Origin of the sequence: Chitinophaga chungangae, from assembly GCF_017742215.1 — a bacterium.
GTDB classification, from domain to species: Bacteria; Bacteroidota; Bacteroidia; order Chitinophagales; family Chitinophagaceae; genus Chitinophaga; species Chitinophaga chungangae.
This window is the reverse complement of sequence record NZ_JAGHKP010000001.1, coordinates 1,497,469-1,515,514: the sequence shown is the minus strand read 5'-3', so window position 1 is coordinate 1,515,514 and position 18,046 is coordinate 1,497,469. Positions and strand designations below refer to the sequence as shown.

Annotated in this window: 16 protein-coding genes; 9 read left to right on the top strand and 7 right to left on the bottom strand. The window is 53.6% G+C overall.

All coding sequences use genetic code 11. The features are described from left to right. Positions 1 to 349: 349 nt before the first annotated feature. Positions 350 to 3,406 carry a SusC/RagA family TonB-linked outer membrane protein gene (locus J7I43_RS06360; protein ID WP_209144391.1) on the top strand — a complete coding sequence of 1,019 codons (3,057 nt, stop codon included), beginning with the start codon at positions 350 to 352 and terminating at the stop codon, positions 3,404 to 3,406. 19 nt (positions 3,407 to 3,425) lie between these two features. Continuing rightward, a complete protein-coding gene (locus J7I43_RS06355) occupies positions 3,426 to 5,006 on the top strand; it encodes a RagB/SusD family nutrient uptake outer membrane protein (protein ID WP_209144389.1) in 1,581 nt (526 codons plus the stop codon). Between the two features lie 78 nt (positions 5,007 to 5,084). Here J7I43_RS06355 and J7I43_RS06350 read toward each other — a convergent pair whose 3' ends face one another. Next, positions 5,085 to 5,906, bottom strand: a complete 822-nt coding sequence (locus tag J7I43_RS06350; protein ID WP_209144387.1) for an N-acetylmuramoyl-L-alanine amidase — start codon at positions 5,904 to 5,906, stop codon at positions 5,085 to 5,087. Positions 5,907 to 6,005: 99 nt separating this feature from the next. On the opposite strand from J7I43_RS06350, the gene J7I43_RS06345 reads away from it, so the two are divergent. Continuing rightward, positions 6,006 to 6,659, top strand: coding sequence for a hypothetical protein (locus J7I43_RS06345; protein ID WP_209144385.1), 654 nt, complete (start codon positions 6,006 to 6,008; stop codon positions 6,657 to 6,659). Here J7I43_RS06345 and J7I43_RS06340 read toward each other — a convergent pair. Beyond that, positions 6,652 to 7,746, bottom strand: coding sequence for a Gfo/Idh/MocA family protein (locus tag J7I43_RS06340; RefSeq protein WP_209144384.1), 1,095 nt, complete (start codon positions 7,744 to 7,746; stop codon positions 6,652 to 6,654). The genes J7I43_RS06345 and J7I43_RS06340 overlap by 8 nt on opposite strands. A gap of 117 nt (positions 7,747 to 7,863) precedes the next feature. Between J7I43_RS06340 and J7I43_RS06335 the strand changes: the two genes are divergently transcribed. Next, complete coding sequence (locus J7I43_RS06335; RefSeq protein WP_209144382.1) at positions 7,864 to 9,417, top strand: PAS domain S-box protein; 1,554 nt, start codon at positions 7,864 to 7,866, stop codon at positions 9,415 to 9,417. A gap of 5 nt (positions 9,418 to 9,422) precedes the next feature. On the opposite strand, the gene J7I43_RS06330 is transcribed toward J7I43_RS06335, so the two are convergent. From J7I43_RS06330 to J7I43_RS06315, 4 genes are all read right to left on the bottom strand, one after another. Beyond that, positions 9,423 to 9,722, bottom strand: a complete 300-nt coding sequence (locus J7I43_RS06330) for a hypothetical protein (RefSeq protein WP_209144380.1) — start codon at positions 9,720 to 9,722, stop codon at positions 9,423 to 9,425. Positions 9,723 to 9,856: 134 nt separating this feature from the next. Then, positions 9,857 to 10,726, bottom strand: a complete 870-nt coding sequence (locus J7I43_RS06325) for an AraC family transcriptional regulator (RefSeq protein ID WP_209144378.1) — start codon at positions 10,724 to 10,726, stop codon at positions 9,857 to 9,859. A gap of 185 nt (positions 10,727 to 10,911) precedes the next feature. Further along, positions 10,912 to 11,319 carry a GreA/GreB family elongation factor gene (locus tag J7I43_RS06320; protein WP_209144376.1) on the bottom strand — a complete coding sequence of 136 codons (408 nt, stop codon included), beginning with the start codon at positions 11,317 to 11,319 and terminating at the stop codon, positions 10,912 to 10,914. Between the two features lie 145 nt (positions 11,320 to 11,464). Further along, positions 11,465 to 11,698 carry a hypothetical protein gene (locus J7I43_RS06315; protein WP_209144374.1) on the bottom strand — a complete coding sequence of 78 codons (234 nt, stop codon included), beginning with the start codon at positions 11,696 to 11,698 and terminating at the stop codon, positions 11,465 to 11,467. 448 nt (positions 11,699 to 12,146) lie between these two features. Here J7I43_RS06315 and J7I43_RS06310 point away from each other — a divergent pair, with 448 nt between their 5' ends. From J7I43_RS06310 to J7I43_RS06295, 4 genes are read left to right on the top strand one after another with little or no spacing between them, the layout of a single operon-like run. Further along, entirely contained in the window at positions 12,147 to 12,887 is a 741-nt protein-coding gene (locus J7I43_RS06310; RefSeq protein WP_209144373.1) for a hypothetical protein, read from the top strand. Next, a complete protein-coding gene (locus J7I43_RS06305; RefSeq protein WP_209144371.1) occupies positions 12,884 to 13,516 on the top strand; it encodes a DUF1361 domain-containing protein in 633 nt (210 codons plus the stop codon). The genes J7I43_RS06310 and J7I43_RS06305 overlap by 4 nt, the downstream gene beginning before the upstream one ends. A 46-nt stretch (positions 13,517 to 13,562) precedes the next feature. Next, positions 13,563 to 14,120 (top strand): LemA family protein, encoded by a 558-nt coding sequence (locus tag J7I43_RS06300; protein WP_209144368.1) that lies wholly within the window; start codon positions 13,563 to 13,565, stop codon positions 14,118 to 14,120. Then, the gene (locus J7I43_RS06295) at positions 14,117 to 16,069 is read left to right on the top strand and encodes a DUF2207 domain-containing protein (protein ID WP_209144366.1); all 1,953 of its coding nucleotides are present in this window, start codon (positions 14,117 to 14,119) and stop codon (positions 16,067 to 16,069) included. The genes J7I43_RS06300 and J7I43_RS06295 overlap by 4 nt, the downstream gene beginning before the upstream one ends. Positions 16,070 to 16,107: 38 nt before the next feature. Here the strand turns inward: J7I43_RS06295 and J7I43_RS06290 are convergent, their stop codons facing one another. Next, a complete protein-coding gene (locus J7I43_RS06290; protein ID WP_209144365.1) occupies positions 16,108 to 17,103 on the bottom strand; it encodes an outer membrane beta-barrel protein in 996 nt (331 codons plus the stop codon). An 83-nt stretch (positions 17,104 to 17,186) separates the two neighbouring features. Between J7I43_RS06290 and J7I43_RS06285 the strand changes: the two genes are divergently transcribed. Next, positions 17,187 to 18,008: a sigma-70 family RNA polymerase sigma factor gene (locus J7I43_RS06285; protein ID WP_209144364.1), complete on the top strand. Its 822-nt coding sequence runs from the start codon at positions 17,187 to 17,189 to the stop codon at positions 18,006 to 18,008. Positions 18,009 to 18,046 lie beyond the last annotated feature (38 nt).

The window sequence follows — 18,046 nt, the reverse complement described above, 5'->3', positions numbered from 1 at the left end:
GGCCTGTCCTGCCCTTTCTCCCGTTTTTAAGCCTTTTACACCTGTTTCCGGGAGGAATTACGGATTATTTTAGGTTTTGGTTTCAATTTATTTACTTTTGTTTTCAATTTTCATATTTTTGATCCGAAACGAAAGAACATAAAAGCCGGAATCGATATATAAAATAATACTGATACAAAACGCAGAAAAAAGGGGCCACGTTAACAGCAACCCGGTACCGCTCCGGGCAAAAACTGATATAAATGCTACTCACTGGAACCATCGCAGCCGCTCAGCTTTATTTGCCATCGTTTCAGGGCCCTTATGCCGATTCAACCAAGCAATTCAAACAACGCAAAATTCAATGATTATGGAGCTTTTCAAGCGATCACTCCTCTTCCGCTTCCTGGCGGTCTGCTTCGGGGTTATTTGCCTTTCTTCCCCCAGCCTGCGGGCGCAGGACCTGCCCATCACCGGGAAGGTGACCTCCGCTGCCGACGGCAGCCCTCTTATGGGCGTCAGCATCCAGGTGGAAGGCACTTTCAAAGGCGTAGCCACCGACGTTAACGGGGTTTTTAAGATCAGCGCACCCAACGGCGCCGTTCTCAAACTTTCCTTTATCGGCTTCCTCGCCCAGGAAATCAAAGTTACCAAAGCCGCCAACCTCGACATCAAAATGCAGGAAGACGTGCAGAAACTGAACGAAACCGTGGTGATCGGTTACGGCACCCGCAAAAAAGCCACCCTCACCGGCGCCGTTGCCACCATCGACATGTCCGAAAAAGAAGGCCAGCCCATCACCAACGTCAGCAACGCGCTGCATGGCACGCCCGGCCTCTTCGTGAACCTGAGCAACAGCCAGCCCGGCATCGACCGCTCTACCATCCGCATCCGCGGCGTGGGAACGCTCAATAACAACAACCCGCTCGTGCTCGTGGACGGTATCGAATATTCCATGGACGAGCTGAACCCGAACGATATCGAAAGCATTTCCGTGCTGAAAGACGCCGCTGCGGCCATTTACGGTTCCCGCGGCGCCAACGGCGTTATTCTCGTGACCACCAAAAAAGGTAAAGGCGCGGCTAAAGTGAGCTACGGCTACTACCGCGGTTTCCATAAAGCCACTTACCTGCCGGACGCCATCAACGACCCGATCGTGTACATGCGCACCAAAAACCAGGCGCTCAAAAACGAAAACAAAGCCGCTGAATACGCGGAAGACGATATCGCGGAATACGAACAGGGTATGCTGACCGACAATATCGTGTACCCGAAAAGCGACTGGTACAAGATTGCGGTAGACAATGGCTCTATCCAGAAACACGACCTGAGCGTAGCCGCCAGCACCGATCAATATCAATACCGCCTTTCACTCGGCTTCCTCGACCGCGACGGTATCCAGTTCGGCCCCACCAACCATGCGAAAAACTATTCGCTGGGCCTGAACGCCTCCATGAACGTGAACAAACGCCTGAAAGTAGGCATCACGCTGGACGGCTATTACCGCAACTACACCCAGCCCACTTACAACACCTTCTGGCAGGCCATGAGCCGCACGCTGCCCATCCTCACCGATACGCTGGCAGACGGCCGCTACGGCAACTCCTGGCTCAAAACAGCCGGCCGCAACAACTGGGAACATCCGCGCCTGCATGCTTTCGGCGCCGTTACCACCAAACTGGTACAGCGTTTCCTGTCTACCGTGAATGCGGAATACAAACTGCCTTTCGACATCACGTACAATATCAAGTTCGGAGTGGATAAATACGACGGCCTGCTGTCTACCAACACGCCGCGCCTGCAAACGTTCAACCCGAAAACCGGAGCCCCCATCAACTGGAACAGCCCGGCTACCGCGCCGCGTTTTGCGAAAACGGACGAGAACGATATTTCTCTCCACTTCTACAATACGCTCGACTGGAAAAAGACCTTCAAGACCAAACATAACGTTTCGGCGATGATCGGTGCCAGCTACGATAACTTCGACAAAGACCAGTTCAATGCCACCATGACTGGCTACCTGGACAATGGCGAAGCAACGCTGACCGCGCTCGACGCCGGCCTTACCTTCAACGCCATCGGCGGTAACACGACAAGAGACGTGATCATGTCTTACTTCGGCCGTGCCAACTACGATTACGACGATAAATATCTTTTTGAATTTACTTTCCGTGCAGACGGTTCCAGCCGTTTTGCGAAAGACAAACGCTGGGGTTATTTCCCCGCCGCTTCCGCCGGATGGCGCATCGACCGGGAAAAATTCTGGAACGTGAATTTCATCGATCAGCTGAAATTACGCGCCTCCATCGGCCAGCTCGGCAACCAGGCAGTAGACCTCTACAGCTATGCGCCGACCGTGGCTACCGGCCAGGACTATAGTTTTGGCGGCCTGCTGCAACTGGGCAACGCAAAAACGCAGGATACCGATCCCGGTATTCACTGGGAAACGACTACTACTTACAACGGCGGTCTTGACGTGAACATGTGGAAAAACAGGATTGCCCTTACCGTGGATGTTTATAAAAAACGTACCGACGGCATCCTTCGCCCCGTGAACCTTCCTGCCCAGGTGGGCAATCTCACCGGCCCGCAGCGCAACATCGGCACGGTAGACAATACCGGCTATGAGATAACGCTGCAATACCGCAACAACATCCGCTCCGTGAACTATGGCGTTTGGGGCAACGTTGCGTACAACAAAAATAAAGTGGTAGACCTCGATGGCGAGATCATCTATAGCGGCGCCACCATCACCAAAGAAGGTTACCCGCTCAACTCCTATTTCATCTACCAGGCAGACGGGTATTACCAGAACGCCGACGAAGTGACGAAAGGCCCCAAACAGGGCACCGATACGCGTCCTGGCTTTATCCGGTATAAAGATGTAAAGCAGGACGGCATCATCAATGGCGACGACCGCGTGATCATGAACGCGTCTTCCATTATGCCGAAATATACCTTCGGTTTCGGTTTCAACATCGACTGGAAAGGCATTGCGCTCACCACGGCATGGCAGGGCGTAGCCGGCGTAAAAGTTTATCCGCGCGCCAACCTCGCCTATCCTTTCGTGAACGGCGCCAACGCCACCTGGGAATGGACACGCGACACCTGGACGCCCGAGAACCCGAACGCACGCCTGCCGCTGCTCACCACCGGCGGCACCGGCAACTTCACCAACCTGTCCGACTTCTGGCTCAGGAACGGCGATTACCTGCGTTTGAAAAATATCCAGCTTGCATATGCATTGCCTGCTTCGCTGCTGGAAAAGGTAAAGATCAGCCGCGTATCCGTGTACGTAAATGCGGAAAACCTGCTGACCATTTCCAAATTCAAAGATCTCGACCCGGAATCATTGCTTAACAGGAACGACCTATATACCTACCCGATGCTGAAAACATTCACCGGCGGTATCAACGTTACTTTTTAATTCTACTTAACTCATGCATATGCAAAAGATATTATTAGCGGCGGGAAGCGCATTGTTGCTGATGACGGCAAGCTGCAACAAAAGCCTGCTCGAAACAAGCCCTAACGACCGCTACCAGGAATCTACTTACTGGAACTCACCTGATGCGGCCGCGGCCGGGCTGGTAGGCTGTTACTCCGTGCTGCGCAACGACGGCCTTTATGGCGGTAAAGGCTCCAACAACGCAACTGCTTTGTGGGACGAAACACTTTCGCCCAACGCCTGGAACTACAGCAATTCCTACAGCTTTAACTCCATAGCCATGGGCGAGCACAACGCCTCTACCGGCGGCGTTGTTACCGGCCGCTGGGGAGACAGCTACGGCGGCATCGGCCGTTGCAATACGCTCCTTGCCAAGATCGACGAAGTGCCCGGCATGGACCCTGCGGATACAAAAAGGATGAAGGGGGAAGCCTATTTCCTTCGCGCGTTATATTACTTTACACTGGCGACTTATTACGGCGGCGCACCGCTCATCCTCACCCCGCCCGACGAGAAAGCCGATTCAGACGTTCCCCGCTCTACCCGCGAAGAAGTGATCGCGCAGGTATTGGCTGACCTTGAAAGTGCCATCACCAGCCTGCCGAACAAAGCCACCGAACCGGGACGGGCCTCCAAAGGCGCGGCCATGGCCCTGAAAGCGCGGGTACTGCTGTATGAGGCCAGCCCGCTGATGACCGGCGGTACGAACAGCCAGGCCAAATGGCAGGCGGCGGCAGATGCAGCCAAAGCAGTGATCACCAGCGCCAATTCTTTTGGTTACAAGCTCGACACGAATTACCGCAAAATGTTCCTCCCGCAGTTCGAGAACAATGCCGAAGTGATCTTCGATGTACAATACATTTTCCCGCTGCAGGGCAACTCCTTCGACCTCATTTGCCGTCAATACAACACCAATGCGCCTTTGCAGGACCTGGTAGACGCCTACCTGATGAAGAACGGCCTGCCCCGCACCGCGCCCGGCTCCGGTTACAGCGAAGCCAATATGTGGAAAGACCGCGACCCCCGCATGTATGCTACTTTAACTTTCCCCGGCGACAAATACATGGGCAAAGTGGTGGCCAATAACCGTTTTTCATTTACCGGTTATGGCATGAAAAAATTCAGCATCTACGACACCGCGGCGGCGCCTAAAGACAAGGAATCCCTCGTTGGCGGCCAGTCCGAAACCAACTTCATCGTGCTGCGGTATGCAGACGTGCTGCTGATGTACGCCGAAGCGCAAAATGAAGCCACCGGCCCGGACAATACCGTTTACGCCGCGCTGGATTCCATCCGCAGCCGCGTTAAAATGCCCTTCATTACCCCCGGTCTTTCACAGGCGCAAATGCGCGACGTGATCCGCCTCGAAAGAAGGATCGAGCTCGCGGGCGAAGGGCTGTATTACAACGACATCCGCCGCTGGAAGACAGCTGAAACGGTGATGAACACCGACATATATAATTACAAGAGGGAACGGCAGGCAACCCGCTCGTTCGACGCCACACGCGACTACTGGTGGCCGATTCCCACGGGAGAGAGAGATCTCAATCCTAATCTTGAACAAAATCCGTTCTATTAATTTAGAATTGAGTAACGTGGAAAAATGAAAGCGGAAAGTTCTCTTTCCGCTTATTTTTTTTTTGCAATATCGTTTCCCCTACTGCGCCTGCTCCATCACCCCGATCAGGATCTTTTTGGCCGCATCGTTCATTTCACCGGGCGCCGTCATCGAATCGCCGGGAATGAAGTGGCGTTTGAACGCCTGGATCGCCGCGGTCGTGTCTTTCATATCATACCCCACCAGCCGGAGCCCCTGCAGCGTATTAAAATGCTCCGGCACGCTGATGGCCGTTGTATCGCCGTACCACAGGCCGAAACCCCGCGCCGCCAGCCTGTCCCAGGGAAACAGCACGCTGGGGTCCACCTTTCTTTTCGGCGCAATGTCTCCATGCCCGATAAAATTCGCGGCGGGAATATTGTACCGACGTTTCAGCGTGTCCAGCACTACCATCAGGCTGTTGATCTGCGCGGAATCGAACGGCTCGCTGCCGTTGTTGTCCAGCTCGATGCCGATGGACGAGGAATTGATGTCCGTCATGCTGCCCCATTTGGCCACCCCGCCGTGCCAGGCCCGCAGGTAATCGTTGAGCATGTGATGCACCGTGCCGTTGCGGCAGATCACGTAATGCGCGCTCACCTGCGTGCGTTCCAGCGTGAAGGTCTTCAGCGTTTGTTCGCAGGAATTTTGCGCCGTATGGTGAATGATGACGTAATTGGGCTTGCGGAGATTAAAATTGGTGGTGCCCACCCATTCGGGCGATGTTACCGCCGCTACGGGCACGTTGCCCGGCTGCTCTCTTAAAACGCCCGCCCAGTGTCTGCTCTGGTGGCGGTAAACCTTATTGGTGGCTTTGTACGGGTTCGGCGCGCAGGCGGCGAGCGAAACAACCGTAGCCAGGAGGGTCAGTCTTTTCAGCATCCCTAAATCTACAAAAAAGCCGGTGTGGAAACAACCGTAGGAAATTACTGCGTTTCAGGTATTGGAAAGACGGTTTATTCTTTATTTATTTGATGCATCATGAAATTATTCCTGTACACTTTGAAGGTTTGGCTTACGACTGTCATCAGCGCTTTGCCGGCCGTTATCTATACCGCATTGATGGAATACTGGTTTTCACCGGGCGACGTTTCGGCTTCGATGGCCATCATACTGCTAAACACGCTCCCTTTTGCCATTGGTTTTTGGCTGATCGCGCGTTTCCAATACAAAAGAAACAGCCCGGTACTCCGCAAAAAACTTTGGCTGGGCTGCTGGGGAATAATTTCCATCTTTTTTTTCGGCATGAACTTCATTTCTCCCCGGACCTTTGAGTGGTGGGGATTCCTGTTATTGTGGCTGGGATTTATCATTTCCCTGATCGTATACAAACTTCCCTACCGCAAACCTATTGCTGTTACCGATTATCTCAAAGGCCGCCATGTTCTCCTGCGCGTGCAGGAAAACAACCTTCAATTGCATGGCATCATCGTATCCGAGCTCAATATCTGGCCCATCAAAGTCAAACTGCACGACAACCAGCCAAACTCCCTGCTGGAACTGCGTTCCCTTCAGCCGGACGAACTGTTCACCTCACTCAATTACCAAACTGCCGTAAAAGTAAAAGCCTTCACCGCCGACCGCGGCGAGTTCCTCTTTAACGCCGTTCTCGAACTGGACCACACCCTTAACTGATCTGGATCTTTTTACCGCCCGCCGCAATGGAAGCGTAGATCGCTTCGATCACTTTCATATCGCGCAGCCCTTCTTCTCCCGGTACGATGTTGGGCGTATTGTTGATAATGGATAACGCCACGCCGTCCATATGTGCGGCCTGCTGGTTGATGTGCTGTATTTCCATCGGGCCTTTGCTGGTGCGCCCTACCTGTCCGCTATAACCGAATGCATTGTTCACTTCGTACCAGCCTTTTTCGGCGGCGGCATACAGGCGGTTTACGCCCGCGGCATACGTGGAAAAGGAATGCGCAATGGCGCCGCTGGGAAAATACAGCTGCCAGGAAAGCGATTCTTCCACGTCTTTAAACTTCTCCGGCATCGTTTTCGGGAACTCCTGCGCGGTAACCGCCAGTGGTTCTTCCCCTACCGTGTATCTGGCGCCCTGGATAGCATAAATACCTACGTCCATCAGCGGGCCGCCGCCGGATAGCGCGTGTTTCAGCCTCCACTGGTTCGGGTCGCCCGCCCGGAAACCGTCGCTGGCTTCCACCAGTTTTACCGCCCCGAACGTTTTTTCGCGGGTGAGGCGCATCATTTCGAGATGGAACGGGTCGTAATGCAGCCGGTACCCGATCGCGAGCTGTTTACCGGCCTGTTTGCACGCGTCTATCATCGCCTGCCCTTCTTTCACGCTCACGGCCATGGGTTTTTCGCAGATCACGTGTTTGCCCGCCTTTGCCGCGCGGATGGTGTATTCCGCATGCATGGAATTGGGCAGCACCACGTACACCACGTCGATGTCCTTATTGTCCGCGATACGGTCGAACGTTTCGTAGTTATAGACGTTTTTATCCTGGATCTTGTATTTCTCTTTCCAGACGGGAATTTTGGACGGCGTGCCGGTCACGATGCCACGCAGCTCGATGTTGCGGGTCAGCATCAGCGCGGGCGCCAGCTGGTTGGTGGCGTAACCGCCCAGGCCCACGAGCGCCACGCCCAGTTTTTTACCGTCAGAAGGCATGGCCAGCCCGGCCAGCGGCGAGGAGAATGCTGATGCGCCCAGCAAGGCGGAATATTGCAGGAAACTGCGGCGGGTATGTGTCATAAAAAGGGTTTTAGGAAGAAAATAAAAGATACGATTCTCCGCCGGGAAATGCAATGCCCTCCCGAAATTTCGTTATATTGGAGGTACCGGCACCTGTCACTGAAATTAAGTTAACTTATGATCAACCTACTGTCTCCTGCGAGGACGGTTTTTATTTTTTTACTGTTCGGCGTTACCTGGGTCTTAACCACCGATTCGCTCCTCCGGTGGCTCTCCGAGAACACGCCCAGCCTGCTCTGGAAAGGGAATTACACCAAAGGCGTTCTTTTTGTGCTGATCTCTTCCGGCCTGCTGTACCTGCTGCTGAAAAAATACAAACGTTCGTTGCTTTCGTCCGAAACCGCCTACATCCGCATCTTCCGTCAAAGCCCGCAACCCATGTGGGTCTACGACCGGGAAACCCTGCGTTTTGTGGATGTGAACGACGCGGCGCTGGACCTTTACGGCTATTCGCTGGAAGAATTCCTGAAAATGACCATCCTGCAGATACGCCCGCCGGAAGAAGTAAGCCGTTTGCTCGAATCCCACAAAACCGTTCACCCCGGTTTCCACGATTACGGTACCTGGAAACATCTTAAAAAAAACGGCGCGCTGATGTATGTAGACGTGAACACTTTCTGCACCGTTTACAAAGGCCGCGATGTCGAGATCGTAAGCGTGTGGGACGTTACCGAAAAACACGAAGCCTACGAAGCCCTTTCCCGCAACGAAGTGCTGCTGAATTCCATGATCAACAGTACGGGGGACCTCATATGGGCGGTAGACGAAGAGCTGCGTTTCACCGCGTTCAACAAAGCCTACCAGGACACCATTCTCCATTTTACCGGCATAAACATTTCCCTCGGCTCGAAACCCATATTGTCTGATGACGAAGGCGAATTAAAAAGATGGGAAGGGTATTACCGGAAAAGCCTTGGCGGCGAAAAACAAACCATCGAGGAAGCCCGCGAAATGGCCAACATCGGGCTTTCCACGGCAGAGATCACCTTCAACCCCATCGTGAACGACGACGGGAAGATCGTTGGCGTGGCCTGTTTCGCCCGCGACATCTCCGAAAGAAAAAACCAGGAACTGCACCTGCAACGCGCGCTGGAACGGTACAATATCGTGAACCTCGCCACGCATAACGTTATCTGGGACTGGGACCTCCGTACCGACAACGTGCTCTGGAACGAAAATATGAACACGCTCTTCGGCCATCCCGCGGGCAGCACAGAAGCCGGATGGTGGCGGCAACACGTGCATCCTGACGATGAAGAGGCCGCCGTAAAGAGCCTCGAAGAAACGATCTCGCGGCACGGCAAAAAATGGGCGGTGGAATACCGCTTCCGCTGCGCGGACGGGGAATACCGGTATGTGTACGACCGCGGGTACGTGCTTTACAACCAGGAAGGCAAACCCTACCGCATGATCGGCGCGATAGAAGACATTGACGATAAAAAGACGTACGTGGAAGAGCTGAAAAAAGTGGCGCACATGGGCTCCCACAGCCTGCGCCGGCCCGTAGCGTCCATGCTCGGCGTGGTAGCGGCGCTGGACAAGGAAAACCTCGGTCATCAGGACAACCTGCCGCTGCTGGCTTACATAGAAAAGATCGCGAAGGAAATGGACGAGATCATACACGATGTGGCGGACAAATGCAACCACATTTTCAAGGAAGTGGAACAATAAACCAGTTACGCTTCCAACAGTTTCCGGGCGCGCCAATTTTTATCGTAATACACGAAAAAGGCAAGCCAGATGCTTCGCGAAAGCCGCATCAGCAAAGGTTGTATCATTACAAGCACAAACCCGTTCACACCCAGCCACCAGAAAACGCTGTTGTCTTCCAAAGAAAAACCCAGCAATACCCACCACGCCACGAACGTAGCCACGCTGGCGGCTATCGCGAGGGCATAACTTACATACCCCGTACCGAAATAAAAACCCGTTTCAGGCTCGGTAAGCTGGCCGCATTCCGGGCAGCGTCTGTTCATACGCATAAAGCGGGAAAGATGGTAGGGATGGGCGGTTTCGAACAACCGGCCTTTTCTGCAACGGGGGCATTTGTTACCCAATACGCTCAGCAAAAGGTTCGGTTTGTGTTCTGTTCTTTCGGCACACATGGTATTCAGATTAAACTGTTTCTAAATTCTTCAGGGCTTGTTCCTTCATATTTTTTAAAGAAGCGCGAGAAGTAGGAATTGTCTTCGAAGTTAAGGTCGGAAGCGATCTGCGTCACGCTGAGGTCTTCGTTGGTGAGCATGCGTTTTGCTTCCAGCAGCACGCGTTCCCGGATAAGCTCGCCGGCGGTTTTGCCCAGGAGGTCCTGGCAGAGCGCGTTCAGGTGATTGGGCGTGATGTACAGCAGTTCCGCATATTCCTTCGGCAGGCGGATGCGGCGGTAATGTTTGTTGATCAGCTGCCTGAAATTGCGCAGCACGAGCTGTTTTTGCTGCGGTACGGCTTTCGGCGGACTTTTCACCGTCATGCGGTTCACCAGCAGGAACAATTGCAGCAGCAGCACGCGTACCATATCCGGTTCGTTGGGGCCGGCGGCTTCATCGAGTATCTGCTCGAAAACATTTCTTATTTCTTCCCGCCCGTTCGCCGGGAGGTTGAGTACCTGCTCTTTGCTGTTGCCGCTGAAGAAGGGGAAATGTTCGAGATATTGGTGCTGCATGAGGAAAGTATGGAAAAACGAAGCGGAAAAGTGGATCACATAACCGTCCGTTCCTTCCCCGAAATGCCAGCTGTGCACCTGCCCGGGCATCATGAAATAGATCTGCCAGGGATGCACGGCGAATCTGGTGAAATCCAGCGTATGGGCGCCGTTGCCTTTGGTGAAAAGCACCAGGTGGTAAAAGTCGTGCCCATGCTGCTGATGCACCCGCTGGTAGTTTTTCCGGAGGTAACCGGCCAGCCGTTCCGCCAGCAGGTCCTGGTGCTGATGGCCCGCGCTGATGGTGCAAATATCATATACCGGGATGGTCTGTTTCATGACAATGTAAAGGTACGCCGGAAGCGCGGCGCCGCCAATGACTGTTCAGGGGTTTTGTGGTACTTTTTACCGAATCAGGGTAAAAAAGGCGTATTCATTTTTACCGGTCGGCAGTAAAAAAGACCGGCGCCAGTAAAAGCGCCGGTTGTTCGTATTCCAAAATATGAGCTATTAACGGTAATATATTATTCGTTGTCGTTGATCACTTCCTTGATGCGGAACTTTTTATTGCCGCCGTGCACGGGCCACATCACTTCCTGCCCCTGCCGGAAACCGATCAGGGCTACGCCAACGGGCGCCATGACGGAAATTTTGCGTTGTTTGATATCCGCTTCTTCGGGCATTACGATGGTGATTTCCATCTCTTTGTCCCTGTTGGCTTCCTGCACGACCACACGGGAGTTGAGCCGCACCACGTCGGAGGGGAATTCTTCTTTGCTGACGAGTTTTCCCTTGCGGAAATCCGCCAGTAAAGATTCCACTACGTCCGGCGTAAAAGTGCTCACCCGCTCGTCTTCCTGCAGGCAGGCCTGTAATATTTCAAAGTCGTCTTTTCTGAATACGGGTTGCATGTTTGTCTTTGTCTTTTGCATCGGTCATAATTTTATACATGAATGAAAATTCCGGCCCGGCCTGTAAAGGCGGCGCCGAAAATGAATATGAATGGAGGAGATCCGGGCTTCCCGCCACGGAGAAAATGATTGTTCCGGTGTGTGCAAACATCGTGCCTCCGGCGGCTTACCAGACTTTCAGCAGCCAGCGAAGCTGCCCGCCCAGGTTGCCGCGCACGGTGTCGGGCTGTTTTTTACATGCGTTCCGGGAAACGATCAGCAGCAGTGGAACAGTGAGGCATAAGGCCCAGTACCAGCCGGTACTTTTCGTAAGCCCCGCGCGCAATACGACCGCGTTGAGAATAACGAGAAGCACCAGTACCATACCGCTGACCGGAACGTTTTCCTTGTTCTCGGTCATAACGATTTCGTTCTAATAAAAACTAAAAAACAATAAAATAGGAAGCCCCTGAACCCTGGCGTGATCAATGATGGTTCAGGGCAAGCGTATTGAAGTCCTTAAAATTTGAGAAGTAATACAACTTCTTGCAGAATGTGCGGAATGGCTTACTGATGCAGGTATACAGCGGCGCCGCATCCCTGTTGGGACGGACTGCGCGGTGGCGCATTTGCTGGTATAACGATCTGCATGTCATTATGCGAATATAAACATTTTTTGCCTAAAAACCCGTTTTAACGCTTCTTTAGCATTTATGGCGGCACTCAGATTTGGAAATTTCTCATTTGTTTATTTACTTTGTAATTCAAAGTACTTTTCAAATATACTATTCCTGATCGCAACAGGCTGTTCCATCAGCCTTATTTTTCACTCTTTCACTTTGTGATACAAAGCGAATAAAAATAACCTTATGCATTCAACGCAAGAATGGGTCCTGTTTTTCCGCCATAACGCCACGCATCACCGCATCAACTGGGACCTTTCCCCTTCCCTCACCCCTTCGCAAATAAAAACCATCCTGCCCCACCTGCAGGCATGGCAGCTCGGCGAAACGTCGGACGGACGGCATTTGCTGCGCGCGGCTTTCCTGCATGCGCGTAAAACCGGCGACGGACATTTCTCAGAAGCCATCCAGCTTTTTATCAAAGAAGAACAAAAACACGGCGAAAACCTCGGTCAATACCTCGACCGCATCGCCCGGCCAAGGATCAAACACAACTGGGGCGATACGCTTTTCCGCAGGGCCCGTCATTTTAACACCAGCATGGAAGCCTGGACGCTCGCGGTGCTCACCGTAGAAAGCGGCGCGCAGGTGTTTTACCAGGCGCTGAAAGACGCTACGCACTGCATTCTCCTCAAACAGATCTGCCGCGACATCCTGATCGACGAAGCTTATCACATCGAATTTCAGCGGGAAAGGCTTGAACAGATATTCACCGGCAAAACGCCTTTCGCCAGGCTGTGGCGCAGAGCCGTTTACCGTGTATTTTATTTTTCCACCGTGCACGTGATGTGGTTCGCCCATCGCGAGCTTTTTAAAGCCGGTGGCAATACCTACGCCACATTCGTGCGCAAAATGCGGTATAAATACTACAAGAACATTCACCGCATCATTTCCCCCGATACCAAACTTCAATTCGCATTCATATGAAACCCTACGGAAAAATGCTGCTGCCCGGTGTTGCATTCATGTGCCTGCTGCTGGCCGGTCGCATGTATTTTACGCAAACCCCGGCTTACGTATTTCTTGCCTGGAATACTTTCCTCGCCTTTGTTCCGCTGATGTTCAGCTCGCGGCTGCAACCCGCCGGCAAACCGGGCATCCGCAACATGCTGCTGCTTGCGGGCTGGCTGCTGTTTTTCCCCAACGCTCCTTACGTGCTTACCGACCTGTTCCACTTTCACGCCAAACCGCCCGCGCCCAAATGGTTCGACCTGATCCTGCTGTCTACCGCCGCGTGGAATGGCCTGTGGACAGGTATGATCTCGCTCATGCAGGTAGAGCGTTTCCTGGAAGGAATGTTGCCGCGCCGCGCGGTGTATGGTTGTCTTGCCACGGCTTCCCTTCTTTGCGGTTACGGTATTTACATTGGCAGGTTCCTGCGGTTCAACAGCTGGGATATATTTACCGCGCCGCAGGCGCTGCTGGGCAGCATTGCCTTGCATTTTATCCATCCTTTCCGGCATGCGGAGGTGTGGGGGTTCACGGTCCTGTTCGCGGCCATGTTTGCGTTGTTTTACGCCATGCTGAAAAAACTGCGTTCGCCCGCATTATGCTGATCCGTTTTTTATAGTTAATTTCCTGTTTCATAAAACCTGTGAAATTATGGGAATTACCATCGGCATCATCGCGGTGGCCGCCATCCTGCTGATCTGGGCCGTTTCAGGCTACAACGGGCTGGTGAGCAAACGGAACCTTATGAAAGAAGGCTGGAGCGGGATAGATGTCAGCCTCAAAAAACGTTACGACCTCATCCCCAATCTCGTGGAAACCGTAAAAGGGTACGCCGCGCATGAAAAACAAACGCTGGAACAGGTGACCCGTTACCGCGCCGCTTCCATGAACGCCGCTTCGCCGCACGACAAAATGCAGGCGGAAGCCGGTCTTACCCGCGCCCTCGGCTCTCTTTTCGCCGTCGCGGAAAATTACCCGGACCTGAAGGCCAGCGCTAATTTCACAGCCCTGCAGGCTGAACTGGCAGACATCGAAAGCAACCTGGAATCGGCCCGCCGGTACTACAACGGTACCGTACGCGAAAACAATAACCTCGTAGAAAAATTCCCGACCAACATTATCGCCGGCATGTTCGGATTCCGCTCCGGCGAGTTCTTCGAGATCGATAACCCCGCGCACCGCGAAACACCCAATGTGAGCTTTTCATGAAACATCTTTTTTTGGCCCTTTGCCTGCTGCTTTGCTGCGCTCAGCTGCCCGCGCAGGAAACGGACAGTACCCTGCATATTCAGGAAGAGCCCGCCCATCCCCTGTACTCCGACGGCATCATCCGTTTTCATTCGGACATACGGCTGGACACCACCGGCGAAGCGCTGATCACGGAGCACATCAAAGTGTTCACCGCCGGCACTTACATCAAAAGGGGCATCTTCCGCAACATCCCGCTTTACCGGAAAAACAAATACGGCAATAAAAAACGTGTAGACATACACGTTATCGAGGTGCTGAAAGACGGTGCGCCTGAACCATACAACGAATCGGAAAAAGACGGCGACCTCGTGATCCGCATCGGCAGCGCCGATGTGGAACTGGAAACCGGTGTGTACGAATACGCCATTACTTACAGCACCACCGGTCATGTCGGCTTCTTCGACAGCTTCGACGAATTTTACTGGAACGTGACGGGCGCGGGCTGGCAGTTTCCCATCGTACAAGCCAGCGCCACCGTGATGCTGCCGTACGGCGCCAAAATGGTGCAGGCGGCCTGTTATACGGGGGAAGACGGCTCTACCGCCAGCAATTGCACTATTTCGTATAGTCCTGAAGGTGCCCCGACCTTTTCCACCACGCAAATGCTGGAACCGGGAAACGGTTTCACGATCGCGCCGGCGTTTACCGCCGGCATCGTAATGCGGCCGCCCCCGCCGGGCTTTGGGGACCGCCTGCGGGAATTGTATGAGAACTTCCGTTCCATCGCGCTCGCGCTCTTCGGCGGTTTGGGCCTGTTCCTGTATTTTTATTTCAGCTGGAAAAAACACGGCGTCGATCCCGGGCAGCCGGTAACGGTGCCCGCTTTCCAGCCGCCGGACGGGCTTTCGCCGGCCGCGTTGCGGTACCTTTACAAACGCAGCACAGACAGCAAAGGCAATACCGCCGCGCTGGTAAGCCTGGCAGTGAAAAAAGCGATCCGCATCAAAGAAACGTCGCGGAAAGAATACACCATCGAAAAACTGGAAAGCGCGCCGAAAAACCTTCCAAAAGAAGAACAGCAGCTGTTTTCAGGCCTGCTCAGCTCCCGCGAATCCATCAAGCTGGATAATAAACAATACAGGATATTCGAAAGCGCCGGCAATGCGTTTAACACTTCGTTAAAGGAACAATACCGCATTAGGGATTATTTCCTGCCCAATACCAAACAGATCCTGATTGGCGGCGTGCTTACGGGCGTTACGCTGTTCCTCTACATGCTGCTCACGAAGGCCGGCTCGTTTTTCATCCTGTTATTCCTCACGCCGTTTCTCGGGGTGGGCGTAGGCATGCTCATGGCCGGTTACAAACACCGGCATGAAGGTTGTTCGGCCGCGGTGTACCTGGTTTTCGGGCTTCCGTTTACGATCGTGCCGCTGGTGTTTGTTTTTTTGGTGATGGAAGAGATCCCCTTTGCCGCGCTGGCGTTTATGATCGCGGCGGTGGTGGGGTACGTGGTTTACATCCGGCTGATCAAAGCGCCCACGCCGTTGGGCGCCAATATGGCCGCAAAGATCGACGGGTTCAGGATGTATCTTGAAACAGCCGAAGAGCACCGGCTGGATATGCTGACGCCACCCGAACGCACGCCCCAGCTGTTTGAAAAACTCCTGCCTTACGCCATTGCGCTGGACCTGGAGAACGAATGGGCGGAAAAGTTCAACACCGTGCTGGAGCAGGCGAACTACGACCCGGCCTGGTACGACGGCGAACGCATGAACTACACGCGTTTTTCATCTTCTTTCTCCAACGGCTTCACTTCCTCTTTTATGACTGCCCGCATCGATCCCACACCTCCACGCAGCAGCTCGGGCAGCAGTTCCAGCGGCAGTTCCAGCTGGAGCAGCGGCAGCAGCAGCGGCGGTTCTTCCGGCGGCGGCGGCGGAGGAGGAGGCGGGGGCGGTTGGTGAAGTATTCCTTCCGCCTTTGTTTTTCATGTAAAAATGTATCAGAACCGGAACCGTACGCCCGCATTCAGGCCCAGGCCGCCGATGTTGATGTAGGATTTCAGATCGTTGGCCGGTGCATCGTTATTTTTGTATTGCGTGGTGGTGCCGGTAGTGCCGGTGGGCGTGTTGGAATTCTGGTCCAGCACGGTAACGTATTCCGTTTCACGTTCCGCCGTGCTCAGGTCGTTGAGATTGCGGGTTTGCCGGCCTACTTCCGCGCCGGTGGCGGTGTTGACGATGCGTGTTACTTCGTCGTATTCGGTCACTTCTTTGCTTTTGCTCCGTACGGGCACGTTGCGGTATTCGGCTTCGGCAAAAATGTCCAGCCGCCTTGCCACCGCGTAATTAAAGCCCAGCGCGCCCTGGAAACCGAAGGTCGGGTTCGGTTTGATCTCTTCTTTCCGGTGGATGGCGGTTTGCGCCACTACTGCCGCGGGCTGCCCGGGCACAGCGCTGGTGCGGGTTGCATCCGTTTCGATGTACAGCTTGCCCCACAGCGGCACTACAAACCCGAAACGCACATAAGGATTGAATTTTTCATATCCCGGGCTTACCACCAGGCTCGGCGCGAAATCGATGGCGTTCACATGCCCGTGCGATTCGATGCTGCCTACCACCGTATTGGTGCCTTGAACGGTGGTTACGTTTTTCGTCATCAGGTTCTTTTTACTGTGGAAATAATTGAACGTTCCTTCGATGGCGAAATATTTATTGAGCGTGTACCCAAACGAAAGCCCGCCGCGCACGCCTTCGCCGTAAGAACCTGTGAGCACCCGCTCTGAAATCGTTGTGGTGGCGCCGGTGGCCGGGTTAACGGCCACGTGTTCGTCTCTCGGGGGGTAAGGCCCCACATCGGGGAACTGACCGGGAGAAACACTGAAAAAATATCCGCCGGCTACTTTCATATAAAATTTTCCTGGGGTGGATTGGGCCTGTGTCCGGGTCATGAATGCCGTTGCCAACAATGCAAGGCAAAGCAGGGTTTTGCGATTCATACTTCAACTGTTTTGGTTACTGAATATGGTTCCGTTTCAATATGGTTATAGGGAAGTTAACGATTTTCAGCTAATTTCCGGCCATGGAAACGCTCAGACCATTGCTGACCACTTATGCTTATAATATTACCGGTTCGCTGGAAGAAGCCAAAGATATCGTGCAGGATGCTTACCTGCACTACATGCAGGCAGACAGAAGCCAGGTGCGCGACGAAAAAGCCTATCTTGTAAGGACCGTCATCAACCGTTCCATCAACCGTAAAAAACAACAGCAGTCGCAGGCCGCGGAATATCCCGGCCAATGGCTGCCCGAGCCCGTCGCCACCGAAAGGGCGGACCATTCCCTGCTGCGCAGCGATGTGCTCTCCTACTCGCTCATGGTGCTGCTTGAAAGGCTCAACCCGCGCCAGCGCGCCGTGTTCATTCTCCGCGAAGCCTTCGACTACGATCATGCGGATATCGCCGCTACATTGAACATCAGCGAAGATTATTCACGCCAGCTGCTCGCCCGCGCCCGCAAACAGCTTGGAACGCCGAACATACAGGCGTATTCAGACACAGACCTCGCGAAATACCGCGACGCCATCATGCGCAACGATATCGAAACGCTGGAACGGCTGCTGAACGAAGACATCACCGTGATTTCCGACGGCGGCGGCAAAGCCATCGCGGCCCTTCATCCCGTGACGGGAAAAAAAGACGCCATCGCCCTGCTGGCCGGCCTGTACAAAAAAATGTACGCGCACCTGGAGCCGCATCCCACCTTCGTCAACAACCAGCCCGCGGTGTTGTGGTACAACAATGGCAAATTGATCAACTGCCAGGTATTTACTTTCGTTAAAGGCGCCATCAGCAACGTTTTCATGATCCGCAACCCGGATAAATTATCTAACCTGGAAAAATAATCCGGGAATCTGTCACATTCCGGGCCGCAGCGTTGTCT

What these genes read in the sequence shown, in the direction of transcription:
- J7I43_RS06295 (WP_209144366.1), top strand. Translation starts at nt 14,117, where the DNA reads ATGAAACATCTTTTTTTGGCCCTTTGCCTGCTGCTTTGCTGCGCTCAG.
- J7I43_RS06360 (WP_209144391.1), top strand. Translation starts at nt 350, where the DNA reads ATGGAGCTTTTCAAGCGATCACTCCTCTTCCGCTTCCTGGCGGTCTGC.
- J7I43_RS06320 (WP_209144376.1), bottom strand. Translation starts at nt 11,319, where the DNA reads ATGCAAAAGACAAAGACAAACATGCAACCCGTATTCAGAAAAGACGAC.
- J7I43_RS06330 (WP_209144380.1), bottom strand. Translation starts at nt 9,722, where the DNA reads ATGAACAGACGCTGCCCGGAATGCGGCCAGCTTACCGAGCCTGAAACG.
- J7I43_RS06345 (WP_209144385.1), top strand. Translation starts at nt 6,006, where the DNA reads ATGAAATTATTCCTGTACACTTTGAAGGTTTGGCTTACGACTGTCATC.
- J7I43_RS06305 (WP_209144371.1), top strand. Translation starts at nt 12,884, where the DNA reads ATGAAACCCTACGGAAAAATGCTGCTGCCCGGTGTTGCATTCATGTGC.
- J7I43_RS06315 (WP_209144374.1), bottom strand. Translation starts at nt 11,698, where the DNA reads ATGACCGAGAACAAGGAAAACGTTCCGGTCAGCGGTATGGTACTGGTG.
- J7I43_RS06355 (WP_209144389.1), top strand. Translation starts at nt 3,426, where the DNA reads ATGCAAAAGATATTATTAGCGGCGGGAAGCGCATTGTTGCTGATGACG.
- J7I43_RS06340 (WP_209144384.1), bottom strand. Translation starts at nt 7,746, where the DNA reads ATGACACATACCCGCCGCAGTTTCCTGCAATATTCCGCCTTGCTGGGC.
- J7I43_RS06300 (WP_209144368.1), top strand. Translation starts at nt 13,563, where the DNA reads ATGGGAATTACCATCGGCATCATCGCGGTGGCCGCCATCCTGCTGATC.
- J7I43_RS06350 (WP_209144387.1), bottom strand. Translation starts at nt 5,906, where the DNA reads ATGCTGAAAAGACTGACCCTCCTGGCTACGGTTGTTTCGCTCGCCGCC.
- J7I43_RS06310 (WP_209144373.1), top strand. Translation starts at nt 12,147, where the DNA reads ATGCATTCAACGCAAGAATGGGTCCTGTTTTTCCGCCATAACGCCACG.
- J7I43_RS06290 (WP_209144365.1), bottom strand. Translation starts at nt 17,103, where the DNA reads ATGAATCGCAAAACCCTGCTTTGCCTTGCATTGTTGGCAACGGCATTC.
- J7I43_RS06285 (WP_209144364.1), top strand. Translation starts at nt 17,187, where the DNA reads ATGGAAACGCTCAGACCATTGCTGACCACTTATGCTTATAATATTACC.
- J7I43_RS06325 (WP_209144378.1), bottom strand. Translation starts at nt 10,726, where the DNA reads ATGAAACAGACCATCCCGGTATATGATATTTGCACCATCAGCGCGGGC.
- J7I43_RS06335 (WP_209144382.1), top strand. Translation starts at nt 7,864, where the DNA reads ATGATCAACCTACTGTCTCCTGCGAGGACGGTTTTTATTTTTTTACTG.